Annotated in this window: 15 protein-coding genes; all 15 read right to left on the bottom strand. The window is 60.0% G+C overall.

What is annotated here, in order from left to right; all coding sequences use genetic code 11:
- Positions 1–55 precede the first annotated feature (55 nt).
- Positions 56–1,147, bottom strand: a complete 1,092-nt coding sequence (locus tag ROSERS_RS18815; RefSeq protein ID WP_011958348.1) for a lipid II:glycine glycyltransferase FemX — start codon at positions 1,145–1,147, stop codon at positions 56–58.
- Positions 1,144–2,181 carry an NAD(+) synthase gene (gene nadE / locus ROSERS_RS18810; RefSeq protein ID WP_011958347.1) on the bottom strand — a complete coding sequence of 346 codons (1,038 nt, stop codon included), beginning with the start codon at positions 2,179–2,181 and terminating at the stop codon, positions 1,144–1,146. The genes ROSERS_RS18815 and nadE overlap by 4 nt, the downstream gene beginning before the upstream one ends.
- Complete coding sequence (gene asnB / locus ROSERS_RS18805) at positions 2,178–4,172, bottom strand: asparagine synthase (glutamine-hydrolyzing) (protein WP_011958346.1); 1,995 nt, start codon at positions 4,170–4,172, stop codon at positions 2,178–2,180. Before asnB ends, nadE begins: the two co-directional genes overlap by 4 nt.
- 13 nt (positions 4,173–4,185) lie before the next feature.
- Entirely contained in the window at positions 4,186–5,745 is a 1,560-nt protein-coding gene (locus ROSERS_RS18800; RefSeq protein WP_011958345.1) for a class I adenylate-forming enzyme family protein, read from the bottom strand.
- Positions 5,732–6,055 carry an acyl carrier protein gene (locus tag ROSERS_RS18795; RefSeq protein ID WP_011958344.1) on the bottom strand — a complete coding sequence of 108 codons (324 nt, stop codon included), beginning with the start codon at positions 6,053–6,055 and terminating at the stop codon, positions 5,732–5,734. Before ROSERS_RS18795 ends, ROSERS_RS18800 begins: the two co-directional genes overlap by 14 nt.
- A gap of 15 nt (positions 6,056–6,070) precedes the next feature.
- The gene (locus ROSERS_RS18790; protein ID WP_011958343.1) at positions 6,071–6,736 is read right to left on the bottom strand and encodes a PIG-L deacetylase family protein; all 666 of its coding nucleotides are present in this window, start codon (positions 6,734–6,736) and stop codon (positions 6,071–6,073) included.
- Between the two features lie 19 nt (positions 6,737–6,755).
- Positions 6,756–7,652 carry a GNAT family N-acetyltransferase gene (locus ROSERS_RS18785; protein WP_011958342.1) on the bottom strand — a complete coding sequence of 299 codons (897 nt, stop codon included), beginning with the start codon at positions 7,650–7,652 and terminating at the stop codon, positions 6,756–6,758.
- Between the two features lie 2 nt (positions 7,653–7,654).
- Positions 7,655–8,308 (bottom strand): sugar transferase, encoded by a 654-nt coding sequence (locus ROSERS_RS18780; protein ID WP_011958341.1) that lies wholly within the window; start codon positions 8,306–8,308, stop codon positions 7,655–7,657.
- A gap of 13 nt (positions 8,309–8,321) precedes the next feature.
- Complete coding sequence (locus tag ROSERS_RS18775; RefSeq protein WP_011958340.1) at positions 8,322–9,485, bottom strand: glycosyltransferase; 1,164 nt, start codon at positions 9,483–9,485, stop codon at positions 8,322–8,324.
- Positions 9,486–9,488: 3 nt separating this feature from the next.
- Positions 9,489–10,724 carry a glycosyltransferase gene (locus ROSERS_RS18770; protein ID WP_011958339.1) on the bottom strand — a complete coding sequence of 412 codons (1,236 nt, stop codon included), beginning with the start codon at positions 10,722–10,724 and terminating at the stop codon, positions 9,489–9,491.
- 25 nt (positions 10,725–10,749) lie between these two features.
- Complete coding sequence (locus ROSERS_RS18765) at positions 10,750–12,246, bottom strand: hypothetical protein (protein ID WP_011958338.1); 1,497 nt, start codon at positions 12,244–12,246, stop codon at positions 10,750–10,752.
- A 10-nt stretch (positions 12,247–12,256) separates the two neighbouring features.
- Positions 12,257–13,579, bottom strand: coding sequence for a lipopolysaccharide biosynthesis protein (locus ROSERS_RS18760; protein WP_011958337.1), 1,323 nt, complete (start codon positions 13,577–13,579; stop codon positions 12,257–12,259).
- A gap of 27 nt (positions 13,580–13,606) precedes the next feature.
- Positions 13,607–16,156 carry a hypothetical protein gene (locus tag ROSERS_RS18755; RefSeq protein WP_232282672.1) on the bottom strand — a complete coding sequence of 850 codons (2,550 nt, stop codon included), beginning with the start codon at positions 16,154–16,156 and terminating at the stop codon, positions 13,607–13,609.
- Positions 16,157–16,294: 138 nt separating this feature from the next.
- Complete coding sequence (locus ROSERS_RS18750) at positions 16,295–17,806, bottom strand: HlyD family secretion protein (protein ID WP_011958335.1); 1,512 nt, start codon at positions 17,804–17,806, stop codon at positions 16,295–16,297.
- Between the two features lie 91 nt (positions 17,807–17,897).
- On the bottom strand, positions 17,898–19,340 hold the full coding sequence (locus ROSERS_RS18745; protein WP_011958334.1) for a polysaccharide biosynthesis tyrosine autokinase: 1,443 nt from the start codon (positions 19,338–19,340) through the stop codon (positions 17,898–17,900).
- Positions 19,341–19,583: the final 243 nt, after the last annotated feature.

Genomic DNA, 19,583 nt, shown 5'->3' with positions numbered 1-19,583 from the left:
GACGTTCCGACATGTTCAGACCAAAGAACCCGCTTCGCCCCCATACGGGGCGCATCTAACCGCCAACCTCGCGCGCCAATCCTGCATCCTGCGGCGGGATCATGCGATACGCCGGGAAATACGTTGCGTCCTGCGGCAGAGCGCATCCGTAGTACTCCGTCCATGCCTGGCAGAGATCGGCATACAGCGTCGGATGGCGCACCCGTCGATACGTTGAGAAACGTGCGCGCAGCGGAGAGAAACTTGCCTTGAACTGATAGATCCCATCGTTCTGCTGATACCCTCCCCCCAGAATGAGCCGACGCTTCCCACGGCGTCGCCCCCACTGAATAGCAGCATAAATGACGGCGTTCGCCGGACGCAGTCGCTTATGCTCCTCTTCCATGCCGCCGAGAAAATCGTGCATCTCTTCATCATCATAGAGATACAGGTGCGCCGCAATCGCCCGATCACGATACACGGCGAACAGAAACAGCGTGTTATCGGGCAATTCGTCGCGAAACGCCAGAAAATAGTCGAGCGAGAAAAAGTAGCGTTTGTGCGCCTGACGACGCTCCATCGTCATCGTATAGATGCGGTGGAACTCGCGCACATCGGCATCAGTTCGCCCTTCGACAACGCGCACCTGATCGCGGTGTGCGCGCTGAATGTTCTTGCGGCAGGAGAGCGAGAAGGAATGGCGCCACAGATTCTCCTCCGGAAGCGTCAGATCGACAACGACGATCTCGCGATTGAACTGCACGTGCGCGGAGTCCAGCAGGTCGGCGGCGCGCTCCGATGGATGCAGGTGGGCAAATTCCGCCACAACCCCCTGTTCTTCACAGAACCGGTTCCAGCGTTCGTCGAAGAAATACCTGAGCAGGGGCGTCACCTCACCCCATGCCATCGGACCGGTATACTCAGGGGTGAGGGTATCCCAGAACGGCGCATACTGTTGCGCAAATGGCAGATTCGCCACTGGACGCAGAAAGAAAGGGTAAACGATCCGCCCTGTGCCGGACGACACAACAAACAAGCGGGCAGGATAGCCGATGTGACGCTGCACAATGCAGGCGTAGCCGATACTGCCAAATACACTGATGTGCGTCGGCATCGCCTCCTCCCAGGCATCCCGATCCTCGATGGTAAACAACTGCTCCTGTATCACGTGTGTGCTCCTTCGTTCCTGCGAAACTCCACAGATTTCAGCGGCTCGCCGTTCTGATCCGCGCTGCGCAGTTCCAGCACAGGCATGCGCAGATATGCGGTCGTGCGTTGCTTACGGGCAAAATCGTTGAAGGCGCGCTGCACCTGCACCGGCGTCAACCCCAATGCCTGCGCCGCATCGTCGGGCGATACGTTATGTTCCTGCGCATACCAGAGCAGATCCATCGTCTCAAAGGGAAGGCGAAAGAAGAATTCCTGCTGCGTGGTCGGTGCGCTGTAGGTATCCGACGTTGGCGGGCGACGCTGGATGACCTCCGGCACCTCAAGATAGCGCGCCAGTTGATAGACCTGTGTTTTGTACAGATGCACAATTGGACGCAGATCGGCGCCGCCGTCACCGTACTTGACGAAGAAACCCTGGTCGTGCTCATTCTTGTTCGGCGTGCCGACGACTGCGTAATTGCGCACCTCGGCGTGGTAGTACAGCATCGCCATGCGGGTGCGTTGCTTGAAATTCGAGGCGGCGACAATCTGCGCATACTCGCGCGGCGGTAAGCGTTTGCTTTTGACTTCGCCATCGGGCGTGACAATTTCGAGCGAGAAGACGTTCAGCGTATCGGCATCGAGCAGATTCTGCGGCAGCACAATGCGCATTTTGTAGCCGCGTTCAGCGTTGTACTCCGGGAAGATGCGACGCACCGCCTCATCACGACGACGGTAGCATCCAAATCCTTCGAGCACCGGCGTAATATCCTCCAGGATCGGCTCGACGCCATAGTGCCGCGCAACCATCTCCGAGAGATGCAGCGTTTCCGGGTCGGAGTCGCGCTCCGGCATCATCAACGCAACCACGCGCTGCGGACCGAAGGCGCGCACACAGAGCGCCAGCGCCACCGATGAGTCGATGCCGCCGCTGATCCCCAGCGCAACCCCCTGACGGTGGAAGGTTCTGATGACGTGGCGCTGCAACCAGGCAATGATGCGCTCCGTCTCGGCAGCGGCATCGATCTGTAACACATGTGTCCCGAATGTCATCGGTCTCCTCCTGCTGCCACGCCGCTTCGTATGCACACCCTGACATCATCCGCATCCGAGAGCGGCTGCGGCATACGCATGTCACGAATGAACTGCTCAACCAGCAGGTGTGTCGAGAGAATCCCCACCAGCGCCATATCCTCGGTTTCGCTCAGACGCACCCCGGAGAGCGCTTTCTTCCTCAAATGCGCAACAGCCATGGGGCGGAACAGACCCGTCGCCTGGATGTATTCCGGCGCGAGCAGATGATCGACATAGCCCGGACGCGCATCGTTGAAGAAACTCCGGTGGATCGGCGCGCGATACGGTTGCTTCGCGCGCTGCCAGATCGCGTCCGGGAGCCAGCGACGGCTGACCTGGCGCAGAATGTACTTTTCGGTCAGACCGCGCAGTTTCAGACGTGACGGCAGTCGGCTGGCAAACTCGATCACCCGATGATCGAGGAAGGGGAAGCGCCCCTCGACGGCGTGCGCCATGAGCATCCGATCGCCCTGGGCTGCGAGCAGGTACTGCGAGAGAAAGGTGGTGATTTCCAGGTACTGCGCCTGCTGCAATGGATCCCACGTGCTGAACGCTTCCGGGTAGAACGGTGCGCGATCCTCCGGCTGCGCCAGTGCATCGGCAGCCTGACGCACCTCGTCGCTGAAGAATCGTCGGATCCGACTGGTGGTGCGCCAGCGTGGACGATGGGAATAGTCCGGCGCCTGCGTATCCATCAATCCTTCGCTAAAAAATGCCGACAGATAGGCTGTGTTGCTGCTGGCAAACCCGGCGATCCATGGATAGAGCCGGCGAAACAGGAGCGGTCGCAGGCGCGATGTCGGTTGACGCGCCCAGAAGCGTCGCACTTTCGCTTCCTTGAAAATGTCGTACCCTGCCAGGAATTCGTCGGCGCCTTCACCGGTCAGCACCACACGATAGTTCCGGTCGCGCACCAGCTGCGAGAGGAGGAAGAGCGGCGCGGGTGAGGTGCGCAGGATTGGCGTTTCAGTATGCCAGATCACCTCCGGGAAGACGCGCCCGATGTCGGCATGGGTGACAAACGCCACCTGATGGTCGGTTCCGAGGAATTGCGCCATCTGGCGCTGAAAAGAACTCTCGTCGAATTCGGGATCGCTGAACGCAATCGAAAAGGTGTCGAGCTGAACTCCGGCGGCGCTGCGCACGATTGCCGCCACCGTCGAGGAGTCGAGTCCGCCGCTCAGGTACGCGCCAACCGGCACATCAGCCCGCAGGCGGATCCGCGTTGCATCGATCAGCAGTTCGCGCAATTCCTCGATATATTCATCTTCACTGCGCTCACGCACCGGCAGACCGAAATCGAGACGCCAGTAGGGTCGGATGTCGATCTGTCCCTGGCGCGCGATCAGATAGTGTCCGGGCGGAAGATCGACAATGTTGCGAAAGATCGTTCGTGGCGAGAGGGTGCTCCAGAAGGTGAAAATCTGCTCCAGCGCCACCGGATCGATCGCTCGCGGCACGCGCGGATCCGCCAGGATTGCTTTTATTTCGGAACCGAAGATCAGTGCGCCATCGACGATAGTGTAGAACAACGGCAGAATGCCAACCCGATCACGCGCCAGGAAGAGTGTCTGTTCACGCGCATCCCAGAGAGCGATGGCGAATTGACCGTTGAGCAGGGAGAGACACGCCGGTCCATGATCTTCGTACAGGTGCAGGATCACCTCGGTGTCGGTACTGGTGGTGAAGCGATGTCCACGCGCTTCCAGGTCGGAGCGCAGTTCCACATAGTTGAAAATCTCACCGTTGAAGACGATCCAGAGCGTTTCGTCTTCATTGGCAATCGGTTGTTGACCGCCGTGCAGATCGATAATGCTCAAACGCGCATTGCCCAGACCAGCCTGATCGTCGAGATAGATGCCAAACTGATCGGGTCCGCGGTGCCGGATCATTGCCAGCATCCGGCGGAGCGTCTCTTCGTGGATCGGTTGATCACCCTGGATATTGACGATACCCACAATCCCGCACATGGATACACTCCTGTCAGGTTGAACGGTCAGCGTTCAACGCCTGTGTCAATTCTCGCCGGGCAATTTTTCCTGACGTGTTGACCGGCAGTTCATCGCGGAACTCGACGTACCGCGGCACCATGAAATCTTCCAGTCGCGAACGGCAGTGCGCCAGAACCTGCATCTCTGTCAGATCGGCATTCTTTGTGACAACGAATGCCTTAATTGCCTGCCCCAGGATCGGGTCGGGGACACCCACCACTGCGACCGCCACCACGCCCGGCAGTTCGTAAATGACGTTTTCGACTTCTTTGGGTGCGACTTTTTCACCACGACTTTTGATGATGTCGTCCTTACGCCCGACGAAGTACAGAAACCCATCGGCATCCATGCGAAACAGGTCGCCGGTGTAGCACACACGCTCACCCGGCAGCGGACCGGGGCGGAAACGCTGTGCCGTGGCTTCTGGCGCTTCCCAGTAGCCGCGCATCACGTGCCGTCCACGCACCACCAGTTCGCCAACCTCACCCGGTCCGAGGCGGTTCCCCTGTTCATCTTCGATCCAGACCTCGGTACCCGGAATGGCAATGCCAACCGAACCGGGGCGACGCTCCACTTCTTCGGGCGGCAGGTAGAGCGTGCGTTTGGTTTCGGTCAGACCGTACATCGAGTAGAGGCGCGCCCAGTGAAAGGTTCGACGCAGTTCCAGCACGTGGCTGGGGGGCAACGCGGCAGCAGTGTTCGTGAGATACCGGATGCTCGACAGATCGTAGCGGCTCAGATCCATCTGCAGGAGAAGGGCATAGATCGTCGGAACGCCGGGAAAACCGGTGACACGCTCTTCCTCGATGCGCCTGAGGATCGCCGCAGGATATGCAAACGAGCGTTCGAGCACCAGTCTGCCGCCGAAACGGAAGGTCATGAGCAGCTGGTAGAGACCATAATCGAAGGAAAGCGGCAGCATGTTGATGACGACATCATCTTCGACATTCTGCACATAGGTGATGATCGACTCGCTGGCAAAGACGACATTGCTGTGATCGCTCATGACCCCCTTCGGTTCCCCGGTGCTGCCCGAAGTGTAGATCAGGCACGCCAGGTCGAGATCGATAGTGACGCGCGGGAGCGGCGCAGCGTCGTACTGTGCCTGCACAGCGTCGAAATCGATGAAACGTGGATGGGTGATACGGGCAGCAGCGCCTTGATTGCACAGCACGCCAACCCTGAGCGATGGCGCATCGTGGAGCAGCGCCGACAAATGTACGTCTCTGATCTGCGCATCGGCAATCAGCGCAGCGGCGCGACAGTTGTTCAGAATGGCGGTTAGTTTGTCCTGTTTGGTCGTATGGTTGATGACCACGAAGACGCCGCCCGCCTTGAGCGCAGCAAAAATCCCGACCACCGCTTCGACCGAGTTGGGCATGAAGATCGCCACCCGATCACCGCGCCCGACGCCATGCTCCACGAGCGCGCGCGCCAGGCGATTGGTCATCAGATCGAGGTCGCGGTAGGTCATCCGGTGTCCATCGCACACCAGCGCAACCTTATCCGGCAATCGCGCGGCGCTGTTGATCAGAAAGTCATGGACCAGCATAGGCTTCCCCCAGATCAAATGACGAGCGTGGCGCTTCTGCAAGCGTTGCCGTCTCAAGTTTGCGCGCCACATACTCCGCAAGGTTCTTCACCGAGTCGAAGTTTTCGGGTATCAGTTCGTGATCGGCGACGCTGATGCCAAACTGTGCTTCCAGGAAGGTCACCAGTTCGATCACGCCGAGCGAGTCCACAATCCCTCGTTCGAGAAACGAGTCCTCATCGCTGTAGATCAGACTTTCGTCGCCGAACAACAGGTTGTGCGTGATGTAGGTGCGAATCTGAGCGGGAATGTCCAGCGCTGTGACCTGCATACCGTGCTCCTTTGTTCAATCGATGATTTCACGAACCAGCATGAATGCTTCTGCCGCCATCAGACCTGCCGTGCTGCCGCGGACTCGCGCCAGCGCCTCGATTGCGCGCAACGAACGGGGATGGGGCGGCTGTTTCAGTTCGTTGCGAAAACAGGCAAGCGCCTGAAGTTTGCGTTCCAGAACGTTACTGATGTCCACAAAAACGGTTGGCTTGAAGGCGCCATCGTCCAGCGGCGACGCCCAATCGGTCTCCGAGAGGGTTTCGTAACAGAGGAGCCGCCGGACCGGACAGTGGTTGACCGGGCGCGATGCAACCAGGGTCGCCAGGTAGGTGGCTTTGTGATCAGTGTGCAGATCGCCGCCGAACGGGGTATAGACCACGTCGGCGTTGACCGAGAAGATCACCTCACGGAGCGCGTCCGCCAGTTCGTGCCCCGGCACTGTATCGAGACGCGGCGCCGGAAAGTCGAGAAAGAAGATCCCCGCGCCGCCGAGTATCTCGTGCGCTTCACGCGCATGCTGGCGATCCTCTTCGTCGATCTCCGGCGAAAAGATCTCAGGGAAACCACGGGTGACCACCACCACATAGACCCGGTCGCCGCGTTCAACGTGACGCACCGTGACTCCGCCGCACCCCAGGACTTCATCATCCGGATGCGCAGCCACAATCAGGACGTTCATGCATCTACTCCTTCATTCGTCAGAACACATCGCTCAACAGCAAACTGAAACGCAACGGCGGCGGATCCGCCGTGATCGGGGCATAGCACATGCGCAACCGGTAATCGGTGTGTCGCTCCATGATCGACGGATCGAGACCGATCATCCGGGCATGCACGCCGGTCATGCGCACCTGGCGCGCGCCGGTGTATGTCAGCAATGCCGCCAGATCATCCGCCGCGTGATGCGTGTCATCGGTCAATGCGTCGAGTAGGGTGAGCGTTCCGTCGCGCTCGATCTTGTAGATGACGGCAAGCCGCCCATTGACCCGTTCGGCATAATAGGGAAGTTCCAGGCTGCGCCACTGGCGGTATGTTTCATCGCAGGGCGGACCTGCCTCGTCCGTCAGGCGCAGGTGCGGCAATGGTGTGACGCTCCGTGGCGGACCGGTTGGCGTGGCAGAATGCCAGTTGTACAGTTCAGTTTCCAGCAGCGTTTTCCATCCGAAGGCGCGCTGGAAGAGCGCGTAGGAATTGCCGTTCGGAAACCCCAGAATGAACGGCGCACCCTCCTGTCGCGCCACTGCTGTCGTCGTCGCCACCAGGCGATGAAATGCCGGGAAACCACGATGATCGGGGTGCAGCATGAGACTCATCGCCAGGTAATAGCGGTATTCCCGTCCATGCCCATCGGTAATTGCGTGCGGTACGAGCGCCTGATGCCCGACCAGAAGGTCACCGCTCCAGCCAAGCGCAACAATCGCATCACCATACGGATTGACGAAGTAAAAGCGCGCCCATGCCCTCCGGTCCAGACGATAGCCAAAGACGCGCTGGAACAGACGCTCCACGTCATCGAAGACTGCTTCCGCGTCACGAGCCGAGCGAATAAGCGTTACCTTCATCGCTTTCACCTGTTCGAGATAGCGAACGTCCACGTTTACGAACCTCCGGCTGGCGGCGCGTCCGACGCACTGCCCGGTTGCCGGGCGAGTACGCCGAGAAACTCTGGAATCTGGCCGTTCGCACTGCGCTCGACCCCTTCGCGTGTCAGCACCACGCGCACGGTTCCGATCAGAATGCGCAGGTCAGTCCAGAGACTGATGTGATCGACATACCAGACATCGTGCGCCAGGATTTGATCCCACGTCTGGTTGCTCCGCCCGTGGAGCACTGCCTGGCACGTTATCCCCGGCAGCACCTCCAGCCGACGACGTTGATCCTGGGTGTACCGGTCGATGTATTTCACCAGCAACGGGCGCGGTCCCACCAGGCTCATGTCGCCGCGCAGAACATTGAATAACTGTGGCAGTTCATCCAGGCTCGTGCTGCGCAGAAACTTGCCGAACGGCGTGAGACGTTGCTCGTCGGGCAGCAGGTTGCCCTGTGCATCGCGCGCATTGGTCATGCTGCGGAATTTGTAGAGCCTGAAGGGTTTCCCATCCTTCCCGGCGCGCTCCTGCGTGAAGATAACCGGCGATCCCATTGCAATCCGGATCAGCACTGCAAGGATCGCCATCACCGGCGCCAACACGATCAGCGCCGGCACAACCAGCACAAGATCGAAGGCGCGTTTTCCATAGTTCCTGTACACAGGCGGACCTCCTCTACGATATTGGCGCATATGCATGTCGCTTGCTCAACGCTGCCGCATACAACTGATCGTGCAGCGCGATGATACGCTGCAGGTCGTACCGCTGCGCCTGTTCCAGACCACGTTCCGCCATTGCGCGCGCCGCGGCGCGATCATCGATGACGCGAGCCATGGCATGCGCCAGTGCTTCGATGTCGCCAACCGGCACGAGCATGCCGGCGCCGTCTGCCAGCAGGTCGCGCACACCACGGATGTCTGAGCCGATCACGGGCACACCCATTGCCATCGCCTCCAGAATGCTGCGCGGCAACCCTTCCTGCCGCGATGGCAGGATCATCACGGTTGCAGCCCTGAGGAGCGCTGGCACATCGCTGCGATACCCCAGAAAATGGGTCTGTCCGGCAATGCCGAGGTCGACCGCCAGACGACGCATCGGTTCCAGCAACGGTCCGGTTCCCGCCAGCGCCAGGTGAGTGTCGCGTCGTCCAAGCTGCGCAAACGCGCGCAACACATCGGTGTGGCGCTTACGCGGAATAAACTCGGCAATCATCAGCACGAGCGCTTCATCGGGGGCGACGCCTATCTCCCGACGCACCGCTTCCGCCTCCGCGTCGGGGATACTGTCGGGGCAATAGTGGGTCAGATCGACGCCGATGCCCGGCATGTACCAGACCCGATCCGGCGGTGCGAGACGGTAGCGAATGGCTGCCAGTTCATCGGTGCGGTTGATCACCACCTGATAATCCATCCAGGCGCTTGCCAGTTTTTCCAGCGTCAGAAACGCCAGATTTTTGTGCCACGGCATACTCTGGTCGAAATTGAACCCGTGCGCGGTGTAGATCACGCACACCCCAAGGCGCCGCCGGAGATCGCGGAGAGCGTAGCGTGTCACAAACGCGGCAACAGACGTATGCACATGGACGATGTCATACCGCTCGCGTTCGACAATCCGCCGGATGCGCTGCGGCGTTCCGATGAGATTGGACGGGTTGACCGGATGACGCGACCAGGGCAGCGTCCAGACATGATCGAAGGCTGAATGGATATCGGGAGTGATCGGCTCGCTGCGCGTCATCGCATCGACCTGCCACCCACACGCGCGGTAATGCCGGGCAAATGGCAGCAGGAATGCCGACAGCGTTGCCGGAATTGTTGTGACGATCAATAACCGTGGCATAAGTCACCTTCCTGTTGCCGAATGGCGCTTTGCCTGCACTGGTGTTGATGAGCGTTGAGCAGCGAGCCAGGTCTCAGTCTGCTCACGCACATGCCGGAAGAAGGCGAGCCGTTGCGTGCGTAGCCTGGATTCGGTGAATGAGCGCGCGCGTTCCAGGTTACGCGCCGAGGCGTGCGCCATCCGTTCGGGATCGGATGTCATTGCGCGGATCGCACGCGCCAGCGCCAGCGCATCGCCAGGAGGCACAAGGTCTTCGGGCGGCAACAGTTCCGGGATGCCGCCGACCGTCGAGCCAATACAGGGAAGCGCACGCGCCATCGCTTCGATCATGGCGCGCGGCATCCCCTCCTGTCGCGACGGCAGCACGAACAGGTCTGCTGCATCCAGTTCGGCGCGCACTGCTGCACCTGCCGTCACCCACCCGCGAAAGACCACCCGATCGGCGATACCAAGCTGACGCGCACGCGCTTCCAATTCTGGTCGATGCTTCCCGTCGCCGACCAGGGTTAGCGTCAGATCGACGCCATCGCGCGCGCATGCCGCCACTGCGTCGATCAGCACATCCGGCGCCTTGTACAACTGCCCCAGTGTGCCGACGAAGATGAGGCGATGGGCAGCGGCATGCGCGCGCAGCGGACGTGGTGCAGCGACGATCGCATCGTCGGGCAGCTCGACATCCGACGCGGACACCGAGAACAATGGGCATGGGTACCGGCGCTGTAGCGCCTGCGCGGTGACGTAGCATGCGGCTGCTGCGTTGGCGCAGTGCTGCCGCAGGCGATATGGGAATAACCAGCGAAAGAATGGGCGCAGCGGGTGCCTGACCGAACCGGGCGCAAACACATCATATGGGTCGCTGACAACCTCGACGCCATACGGACGCGCCTGGCGCCGGAGCAACGGATAGATCACATCGGCGATCTGCGAACTGACACGCAGAATCACAGCATCCTCCGCGCCGATTGCGCCACGCGCAGCCGTGCGCACCTGACGGATGCGCATCAGATACTGGCGCGGTCCCAGGTAATCGGGAATGGCGGCAAATGAGACTGAACGCCCATCGGCGCGCTGCCAGTCGGGCGCAGCTTTGCGCACATCACGCACCCGCGCAACGACCTGCACCTGGTCGAACACCTCCAGATAGCGTTGCCAGAAACGGTACGGGAATTGTGTCTGTGTCCAGACAACGCCGTCTGGCGTGCGATCAAAGTGATGTTCGAGCGATACGACAACCCGCATAAGACTTCCCTCTTTCAGATAACCCTCATCCACGGCGGACCGATGATAGTGAGAGCAGCGTGATGGCCAGCGGAACGGCAACGTTCTTGATAATGTCGAAAACCAGGTTCTCCAGATCGCAGGCGAGCATGTAGAAGCAGAAGAGCGCGAGAAACGGATAGAACAGCAGACGCGCATCTCCTGGAGTCAAACCGAAGAGCCAGCGCCGCACCGAGCAGTTTGCCAGCCCGAAGAAGATGAACGAAATGGGTGCGGCAGCAAACCCAAAGTTGAGCATTGCCTCGCCAGCGATGCCGTAGAGTTGCGACGCCTCGAAATCGACAGGGATGTACGATCCTTTGCCGTAGAGCGCTTCGGTGCCTTCAAGCGTCTTGCTCGGCATGCGCTCGACCAGAGAGCGCGGAATGAGCACGGCAAATGCGGCGACATAGGTGCGCCCGAACGCATAGTCGTAATCGCTGTCGGGGCGGGCCAGTTGATAGAGCACGAACGCCTGCACATCGCTGCGCCCAAGATCGCCCAGCAGCAGCGTGGGAAGATCGCGGCGGGTTTCGCGCTCCAGTTCGACGCGCACGGACGGGTCTTCAAACAGGCGCAATGCATCCAGACCGGCATTCTTATAAAACCCGTAGACATACATGAATGCGATCAGAAAACCCAATCCGATCAGCGCGACTTTGCGCGTCACGGGGCGCAACCAGAAGTGGATCAGTCCGACCGCCCAGAATAATCCCCAGATTGTGTTGTTCCGACTGCCGCGCAACCCGCCAAAGAAGAGTTTCAGACCGAAATAGATCAGCAACACGATGCAGATAACCAGCCATGAACGATACACGGGCGATTTCTGGTGATACGCATAGATGATGAACATCATCAGAGCAATGATCGGAAAGCTCTCCGAAACCATGAAAATCTGCCCAAAACCCTGAAGACTCAGTCGAATAGCGCGTTGATCGGTTGCTTCCTGGATAAATCCCTGAATTCCGCCCATACTGAGGTAGACGTAGATTTGAAGAAAAGCGGTGACTGCCAGCCCCAGAGCGCCCAGAACATAGAATCGCTTCTGATCGATCTTCCAGAATGTATGTATGCTGCGTTCGCGCTGGAAGTAGATCAATCGAATGCCGCGATAGATCATCAAGCCCAATAGATTGAGCAACGCCATCCATCCCAGCCAATCACGCCGCTCTGCTGGCGGATCGACGTAGATCAGCCAGTAGTTGATCGCCACGGTCAGCAACGGCGCAAAGAAGAAGAAAAACCAGCCAAATGCGCCTGATAGACCGATCGGATCGAACAGGTCCATCTTTCCCCGCGCCCAGTCCACCGCGTCGATGCCGATCAGAACACCCGCCATCAGCACCGGAATAACAAACCAGTGCCAGAACTGATCCGACAGCGCCACAAAGATCGCCAGCGTCAACGCACAGACGTAGACCGAGATGACAAAACTATCGATGGGACGACCGGAGGCGCGTGATGCCTGATGAACCGGTACGGCGTTCTGGATGGCGCGATCCATTGGTTTCCTCTCATCTGCGGTACGAAACGCCGCCTGTCAATGAGCGACCGGCACGCATGTCCGACTCCAGGGAACGCAGCGCGTGTTCGACGATCAGGAACCCGCCGATTGCGTGGATCACCGATGTGACCATCGTCGCCACGGCTGCGCCGGTCAGACCAAACAGCGGGATCAGCCAGGCGCACGCGCCGATCGTTGCCGCCGTCATGCCAAGAAAGAGCAACGCCTGCGCCCGTAGGCGACGAACCGCAGTCATCGCATCTCCGACGAACCATCCGACATATCCGATACCGGCAGCGACCATCACCAGCACGAACACATGGTTGTACGCGCCATACTCCGGTCGGTAGATCAGGGTCAGCACCCAACCGCCAATCAGCCAGGCGATCAGCACTCCAGCGCCGCCCAGCGCCAGCGCAATCGCCGCCAGTTTGAACAGCAACCCGCGAAAGGCGTGTATCTCACCGAAGGCGTAGTGCTGCGCCAGACGCGGATTGGCAGCAGCCGCGAGCGCGCCGACGACGGTTGTTCCGGCGACCTGAATGTAGGCGATTGCTGCAAAGATGCCCAGACTCTCCTCGCCCAGAATGCGCTCGACGAAATAGCGCGGGATCGCGGTACTCAGCGAAACCAGCATGATCCCGACACCGAGCGGGAGTGCCATCCACGCCAGGCGGGTCGCAACCGCCACACGTTGCGGCGGTGAGGATCGCTCGCGGATCGGCTGCGTCTGTCGCAATGCCTGCAACCCATTCGGCACATCGTAGAATGCCAGCACCACCGCCCACACAGCGGTCAACCCAACCACGCCCCAGAAGGCGGAACCGGTCAGAGAAACGCCAGTTGCCAGGGCAACCAGCGACACGATGCCCTTCAGCATCATCCCGGCGGCGATGCGATCCATTCGTTCCAGTCGCTGAAGCAGCCCATAAAAAATGTCGCTGATCGACTCGCACGCCTTGGCGCATCCAACCGCCAGGATGACCGCCGCGGTCTCCCAGGCGTACCCAACGAGCACAACAATCGCTGCCACAACCAGCAACGCCAGCGCCGTCGTCGCCAGGCGCACGCTGAGATAGTCGCGAAACTGATACTGTTGCCGCGCATCGGTCGCCTGGATGGTGCGCAGATGCAGGTTGGCGAACATGAACACCGGCGCAGTAATTGCCAGACCAAGCGCAAACATGCCAACCATTGCAGGTGAGCCAAGTTTTGCCAGCGCCATCAGCATCCCCCACTGACACGCGGCGTACACCACATTCCCGACGAATGTCCAGGAAAAATTGGCGCGCAGTGAGAGCCGGGCAAACGATCGATCACGATCCATCAACATATGCGTCCCGTTCTGTCAGATAGGCGCTTACGGCGCAACCACGAGCGGCAGCAGAACCGTCCCGACCTTCGTATCCCTGATCCGAACGATGCGTGCAGCCAGCCCGTCGAGCGCCAGCGCATCGATGGTCATGCTGTCACCGGACACGCGAAAGGGCAGTTCCGTTCCTGTGTCGAAATCGACGATGCGAGACGGCGGCGCATTCAGTCCGATAGCGCGCCAGTTGATGGCGACGGTTGCCGTTCGCGGTCGCTCGTCAGGGTTGTAGAAGGTCAGGTAGTCCTGCCCGAACCGTTCGACCAGAATGCCCTCACTCGCAGTGGCATACGGAACTGGTTGCCATCCGGCGACGTTCAGCGCATGTACGGCGTGCAAATGCTGCCGGTAGGCGCGCAACACGTCCTGGCTGGATGGCGGATCGCTCCAGAAATAGCGCTCTGGATCATTGCCATAGCGATCAATGTTGACGTAGATCCCTTTTGCAGTGTAGAGCGGCAGATAACGTCGAATCTGTTCCAGAAAAGCGCGATCGCTGGTGGCGCGCTCGAAACGAACACTGAACGTGATTGGGCGCTGATTGGCGCCCATACGGATCCGGTTGATCAGGCGCAGTTTGTTTGGCTGCGTTTCGTCGTACAATTCGTCGATCAATCGACCGTTGCGCTCGATCTTGACGAACTCCTCGAGGATATAATCCGCTTCCTGGAACAGAATCCCGCCGATCGGAGCGCCACTCGATGCAATTGGGGCATCCGACGGGATCGATGCCCGCAATGCCCGCAAAAATGCCAGCGTCGTCAGATGTTCCAGTGCGACCACACGCCCGGTGACACGGTCATAACTGAGCGGCAGCGAAGCCACCCGCAGCGCGCGCGGGTTGAAATCGGGACGTAAATAGACCCCGACCGTATCGACGGCGACCCCGTGGTAGAGGGTTGTTCCTTCGTCGGGATGGGTATCGAGGTAACCAGGACCGTACAACCCATGCGCGCGTTTGACCACTTCCAGATTCAACTCACCAAAATTGCTCACGATCGTGGGCGCAGGTGCAGAACGCGGTTCATTCGACAGCGCCACATTCACTCCCGGATCGGGATTGATGCCGTCGAAAATACAGCGGCGAACGCCCGGCTCCCAGGGAATTTCGGTGATCATCGAAGCAAAACTCATCGCATTCAGCCAGCGTCCGTCGGCATCCTGCAAAAGCGATGCGACAAATGGCGCTGGCAGGCGGAATTGCCCGATCAGGAAGTTCGGTCCGTTGCTGACCGTCATCTGGTACGCTTCGGCGCGCCGCCATCCGCTGCCCCTATCGCGCTCGAAGACCGGTCCGTAGATCTGTCCGCGTTCTCTTTGCCTGGTGCAGGTTGCAAATGGGTACGAACCGGTGCATGTTTCGGCGAAAGGCGCCCTGCCCTGATCGATGTCTTCGTACAGTGCAAAACAGGCGGCGATATCCGCTTCCCATGTCTGAACGCTCCCCGCTGATGACGGCTGAACTTTCAGGCGCATCCCACGATCGTAATAACCATGGGGCCAGATGTAGACCAGGTCGTCGACCCCGAAACGCCGGTTTTGCGCCTTGTAGCGCCCCCAGACAGCGCCGATCCGGTACTCGAGCGGGTTGGGAAATGCGCTGTAACTGTACTCTTCCAGCACGACCATGGTTGTTTTGCGCGGCAATCTGCCTTTGTGCGATTGCGGATAGATCGCAATGTATTTTGCGTATGCTGAACGTAATCCCCATGGAGGCTCGTCCGGCACGAAAAGCGAAAGTGCAAAGGAAACACGGTTGCCGAAGCGAATATGCTCGTTGTAAATGCCAAGATGGAAGCAAGCGTCATATGAGAGACGTTGCGGGTCATAACGAACATAGTAGGTCGCAGGTTGTTCAGGGTTGATTGATATCGCCAGACCGAACTCATTGTTGCCGATCAGGTTGAGACCATTCAAGTTGATGTCCAGATCGGTTTTCAGGTGGAAACTTCCATCACCAAACGTCCCGATGTCTATCAGTCGCTGAAGAACGGTTTTATACGGTTCGCTGCGATTTGTGATGATTTCCCGATCCTCAAAATGGTGGTACCAGTATGCGTTGACCAGATCGAGCGGAAGTTGTAAACACGCTTCAATAGCACGAGATGGCGTCGAAGAGTCGGTATTGACGATGGTGGTTTCAAGATCGATCCGGTTGGCATGCGCCGTCCATTTTTCAACCGTCTGTACGTTTGTCATGCGCTGTTCGCGAGAAATGATCAGGTCATCGCCTATGCGCTCCACCCGTGTAGCAGGGGTAGAACGCAGGTCGAGCAGGGAATTTCCCCGCGCATCGAAGAGGTACACCCCCAGATCACGTCCGGTGGTCAGTGCGAATGCCCTCGTCTGCACATCCACGCGCGTAAACCTGCCGCTCTGCCGGTCAAAAACGAAGGTCAACCCATCGCGGGTTCGCAGCGTCACCTCTTTGGTCGTGTCCGTCTCGGGTGTCGTGCTATGATCCGCTGATGCGACGGGAACGGCGGTTGGATCAGGCGGCGCGCCTTCCACTGTTGCGCGTGGAGTATGTCCTGAATCCATCGTTGACTCGACAGGAACAGGGCTGCCCGACCCGCAAAAGGAGAGCATTGAGAGCGTCAGTGACAGGAGAACAGCGCATCTTGCCATGGTTTTCGGAAATAGCGCGTGCATACCTTCTCTCTCACTCATCTGCCAGAACTAACGCCCCGGTGTAATCTGCACCATTGCGGTCATATTCCAGCGCAACCGCTCATCCAGTCGATCAGGAGTGATAATCACGGTGTAGAGTGTCACATCACCTTCCTGACCGGCGCCCAGTGGTTTGATACTGGTCACCCTGCCGGGAATTTCGAGGTCCGGGATCGCATTCAGACGGATGATCGCCGGGTCGCCCTCGCGCAGGCGCGTCACATTCAGTTCGCTCAGATTGGTGGTTTCGATACGCCATCCGCGCACATCCGCCAGCCTGGCGGCAACGAGATGGGGGTCTGCGACTTCGCCGGGGCGGATATTGAGCGCTGCGACCACTCCGGTTATCGGAGCGCGAAGTGTGGCGCGTTCCAGCGCGAGTTCCGCCTGCTGAAGCGCCGCGCGCGCTTCCTCGACACGTGCGCGCGCAATCGCCGCCTCCGCCGGGCGCGCTCCAGCCAGCAAGCGCTCCAGTTCGGCTTCGGCGATTGCCACCTCCATTCGGGCGATCTCGACGAGCGCCGCACGGCGTTCGTCCTGAAGGCGCGCCAGATCGTCTTCCGCCTGCGCGACCGCTGCGCGCGCTGCGGCGATCTGATCCGCATCGGCGCCTGCCAGGATGCGATCCAGGCGCGCTTTCACAGCTTCGACACGCGCCTCGGCAGCGGCGATGCCGGTTCGTTCCGCCTGGAGCGCAGCTTCATACGCCACGCGCGCCTGTTCGAGCGCCTTCTCGGCATTTTCCATCGCCAGTCGCGCGCTGGCTTCCCGTACACGCTGATCGGCTGTCAGCGGCTCGGTTCGCGCCTGGTTCTCGTCGCGGATGCGCGCATACTCCGTCTGACGATCGCGCAGGACATTGGCTGCCTGTTCCATCTGCAGACGCAGCGTGGTCTTTTCGAGCGACAGGCGATCGTGCGTCGCCCGCAATTCCGCTTCCGCCTGGCGCAGTTCGGCACGCAGGGCGCGCACATCCGCCGGATTCGGACCTTCTTCGAGACGCGCCAGCGCCACACGCGCGGCTTCGAGTCGCGCCTGCGCCGCCCGTCGAGCAGTCGGGGTGACCGCGCCGCTCACTTCGCGTAGATGCGCCCGGGCACGTGCCAGCACCGCCTGGGCGCGTTGAATATCGGCTGGCGCCACCGGACCGGCCAGCAGTTCATACTGCGCCTGAGCTGCCGATAGTTGCGCGCGCACCTGAGCGCATCGCAGTTCCAGGTCGCTTGTGTCGAGACGCAGGATCGGATCGCCAGCCTGAACGACATCTCCTTCGCGCACCAGCACATCCCGCACGATCCCACCGGTCTCGAAGCGCAGATCGACGTGCGTTGCCGGCGCCACAATGCCGTTCGCCACGATCGGTTGCGTACCGGGCGCAACAACCGGTGGCGGCGGCGCAGAGTCAGGCGCTGACTGCGTGGCAGGCAAAACACCTGTGCGACCGGATGCCATCAGCACAGCGCCGATCAGCAGAACAACTGCCAGCATTCCAATGGCGACTCTGAGTATGGGAAGGGACATCGTACACCTCCCTCGCACATGTCAGCGACCATATTCACTGTGAGAAGTCGTCGTCGATATGCGGATTGGAACTGTCGGAAATGAAGGAAGCCTATGCGTCCGACGCGCGTGATGAAGTCGAGGATGTCGGCGGCGCCACACCACGCAGCGCATGTTTTCCTCCCGTTCCCAACCCCAGGCGCTGGCGGGTCACAGGGGATCCAATATCCGCCGGATCGCCGCTCCAGGAGGCGAGCGGTTCATCGACCGCGCCGGTCAGGACGACTCCTGCCATCCGGATCGACGCCCGATCCAGCATCGCGCGGGCGGCAACGGTGGCAGCAGCGCCGGTCGATTCGGCGCGCACGACGAGCAGAGCAGCGTCTGCCGTTTTCGCAAGCAGCAGCGTATCGGCGAAGGCGAGCAGCGCCGGACCGACCATGATCACCAGTTCGGCGTGCTGGTGCAGTTCCGCAACAATGTCATGCAGCCGTGATGAGTCGAGCAGGATCATCGGATTCGCCGTCGGCTCGCCGCCGGGTAGCAGCATCAGGTGGGCAAACGACGTCGGGCGCAGGTAGCGGTAGACCGGCAGCGACTGAGCGCATTCCAGCGCTTCTTTCAATCCAGGAACACCCGCCAGGTCAAAAAAGGAGTGAAGCATCGGTTGCCGCAGATCGCCATCCACCAGAATGACCCGTTGACCAATCCGGGCAGAGACCGCTGCCAGATATGCAGCCACTGTGCGGGCATCTTCCAACGGTTCCGCGCTGGTAACGATCAGCGTAGACGCGCGCTGATCGTGCAGCACGGTGCGCAGATGCACCGCAAGCATACGGTAGGCTTCCGGTGTGTGATCGTCGATGGCAAATGACCGTTGCGCAGCGCCGGAAGCGCCCCGGATAACCCCAAGAACAGGCGCATTGGTCAATCGTGCGGCGTCATCGCTGGTCTTGACCGTCTCATCGATGTACTCACGCACCACGGCAATGCCGAACATGCCCAACAGACCGAAGATCACGCCCAGCAACACATCACGTGCGATCTTTGGACTGAACGGGACTGGATCGGGCCACGCCGGTTCAACCACGCTCAGTCCTCTTTCTCCTCCCGCATACGCGCCCGCGAGCAATTGACGATCCTGCTCACGGAGAAGACGCACCAGTTCGTTCGCAATTTCTGCGGCGCGTTGGGGGGAGCGGTCGCGCACCGACACAACGATCAACTGCGTATCGCGAATGGTAGACACCCGGACGTTGCGCATTAACCGCTCCGGTGTCGTTTCGAGATTCAGACTGGCAATCACCCCCTCGTAGAGCGGTCGCTTCTTCAAAAGTTCCGCATAGGTGCGCGTCAGTTGTTGACTCATCAGCACCGATTCATAACTCGGCGCCGTCATGCCCCGATTCTGGTTGACGAGGAGGGTCGCCGACGCCTGGTAGACCGGCGGTTGAAGCAGATCGACGATCAGTGTCAGCACCCCGACGATGATTGTTCCTGCCAGGATTGAACGCCATCGCCGCCGCATCAATCGCCGAAATGCTCGTGTATCCATTGCCATGGTCCTCCGAACCACTGCTGCCAGCACCAACCACAGCCGGGCGCTGTGTCTGCGAGCATAAACACACCCACCGCCAGAGAACTGGCGTCATAAGCTGGCGTGACGAAGACCCGATCACGAGGATCGTCCATCACACCCAATTATCTGAAGATGTGCTACGCTGTTCGTGCCTGATGGGGGTGGAGTGATAGGTGGAAAGGGGGAAGGTTGTTGCTTTCTTCGCAACCCACTCTAGCA

It is taken from the genome of Roseiflexus sp. RS-1 (assembly GCF_000016665.1).
Lineage (GTDB): Bacteria > Chloroflexota > Chloroflexia > Chloroflexales > Roseiflexaceae > Roseiflexus.
The sequence above is the reverse complement of the archived record's forward strand: the minus strand, read 5'-3'. Positions and strand labels throughout refer to the sequence as shown.

Bases quoted from the DNA above. Each gene is read 5' to 3' on its own strand.
- nadE (WP_011958347.1), bottom strand. From the start codon at position 2,181: ATGACATTCGGGACACATGTGTTACAGATCGATGCCGCTGCCGAGACG.
- asnB (WP_011958346.1), bottom strand. From the start codon at position 4,172: ATGTGCGGGATTGTGGGTATCGTCAATATCCAGGGTGATCAACCGATC.
- ROSERS_RS18800 (WP_011958345.1), bottom strand. From the start codon at position 5,745: ATGCTGGTCCATGACTTTCTGATCAACAGCGCCGCGCGATTGCCGGAT.
- ROSERS_RS18795 (WP_011958344.1), bottom strand. From the start codon at position 6,055: ATGCAGGTCACAGCGCTGGACATTCCCGCTCAGATTCGCACCTACATC.
- ROSERS_RS18790 (WP_011958343.1), bottom strand. From the start codon at position 6,736: ATGAACGTCCTGATTGTGGCTGCGCATCCGGATGATGAAGTCCTGGGG.
- ROSERS_RS18775 (WP_011958340.1), bottom strand. From the start codon at position 9,485: ATGCCACGGTTATTGATCGTCACAACAATTCCGGCAACGCTGTCGGCA.
- ROSERS_RS18770 (WP_011958339.1), bottom strand. From the start codon at position 10,724: ATGCGGGTTGTCGTATCGCTCGAACATCACTTTGATCGCACGCCAGAC.
- ROSERS_RS18765 (WP_011958338.1), bottom strand. From the start codon at position 12,246: ATGGATCGCGCCATCCAGAACGCCGTACCGGTTCATCAGGCATCACGC.
- ROSERS_RS18760 (WP_011958337.1), bottom strand. From the start codon at position 13,579: ATGTTGATGGATCGTGATCGATCGTTTGCCCGGCTCTCACTGCGCGCC.
- ROSERS_RS18755 (WP_232282672.1), bottom strand. From the start codon at position 16,156: ATGGATTCAGGACATACTCCACGCGCAACAGTGGAAGGCGCGCCGCCT.
- ROSERS_RS18750 (WP_011958335.1), bottom strand. From the start codon at position 17,806: ATGTCCCTTCCCATACTCAGAGTCGCCATTGGAATGCTGGCAGTTGTT.
- ROSERS_RS18745 (WP_011958334.1), bottom strand. From the start codon at position 19,340: ATGGATACACGAGCATTTCGGCGATTGATGCGGCGGCGATGGCGTTCA.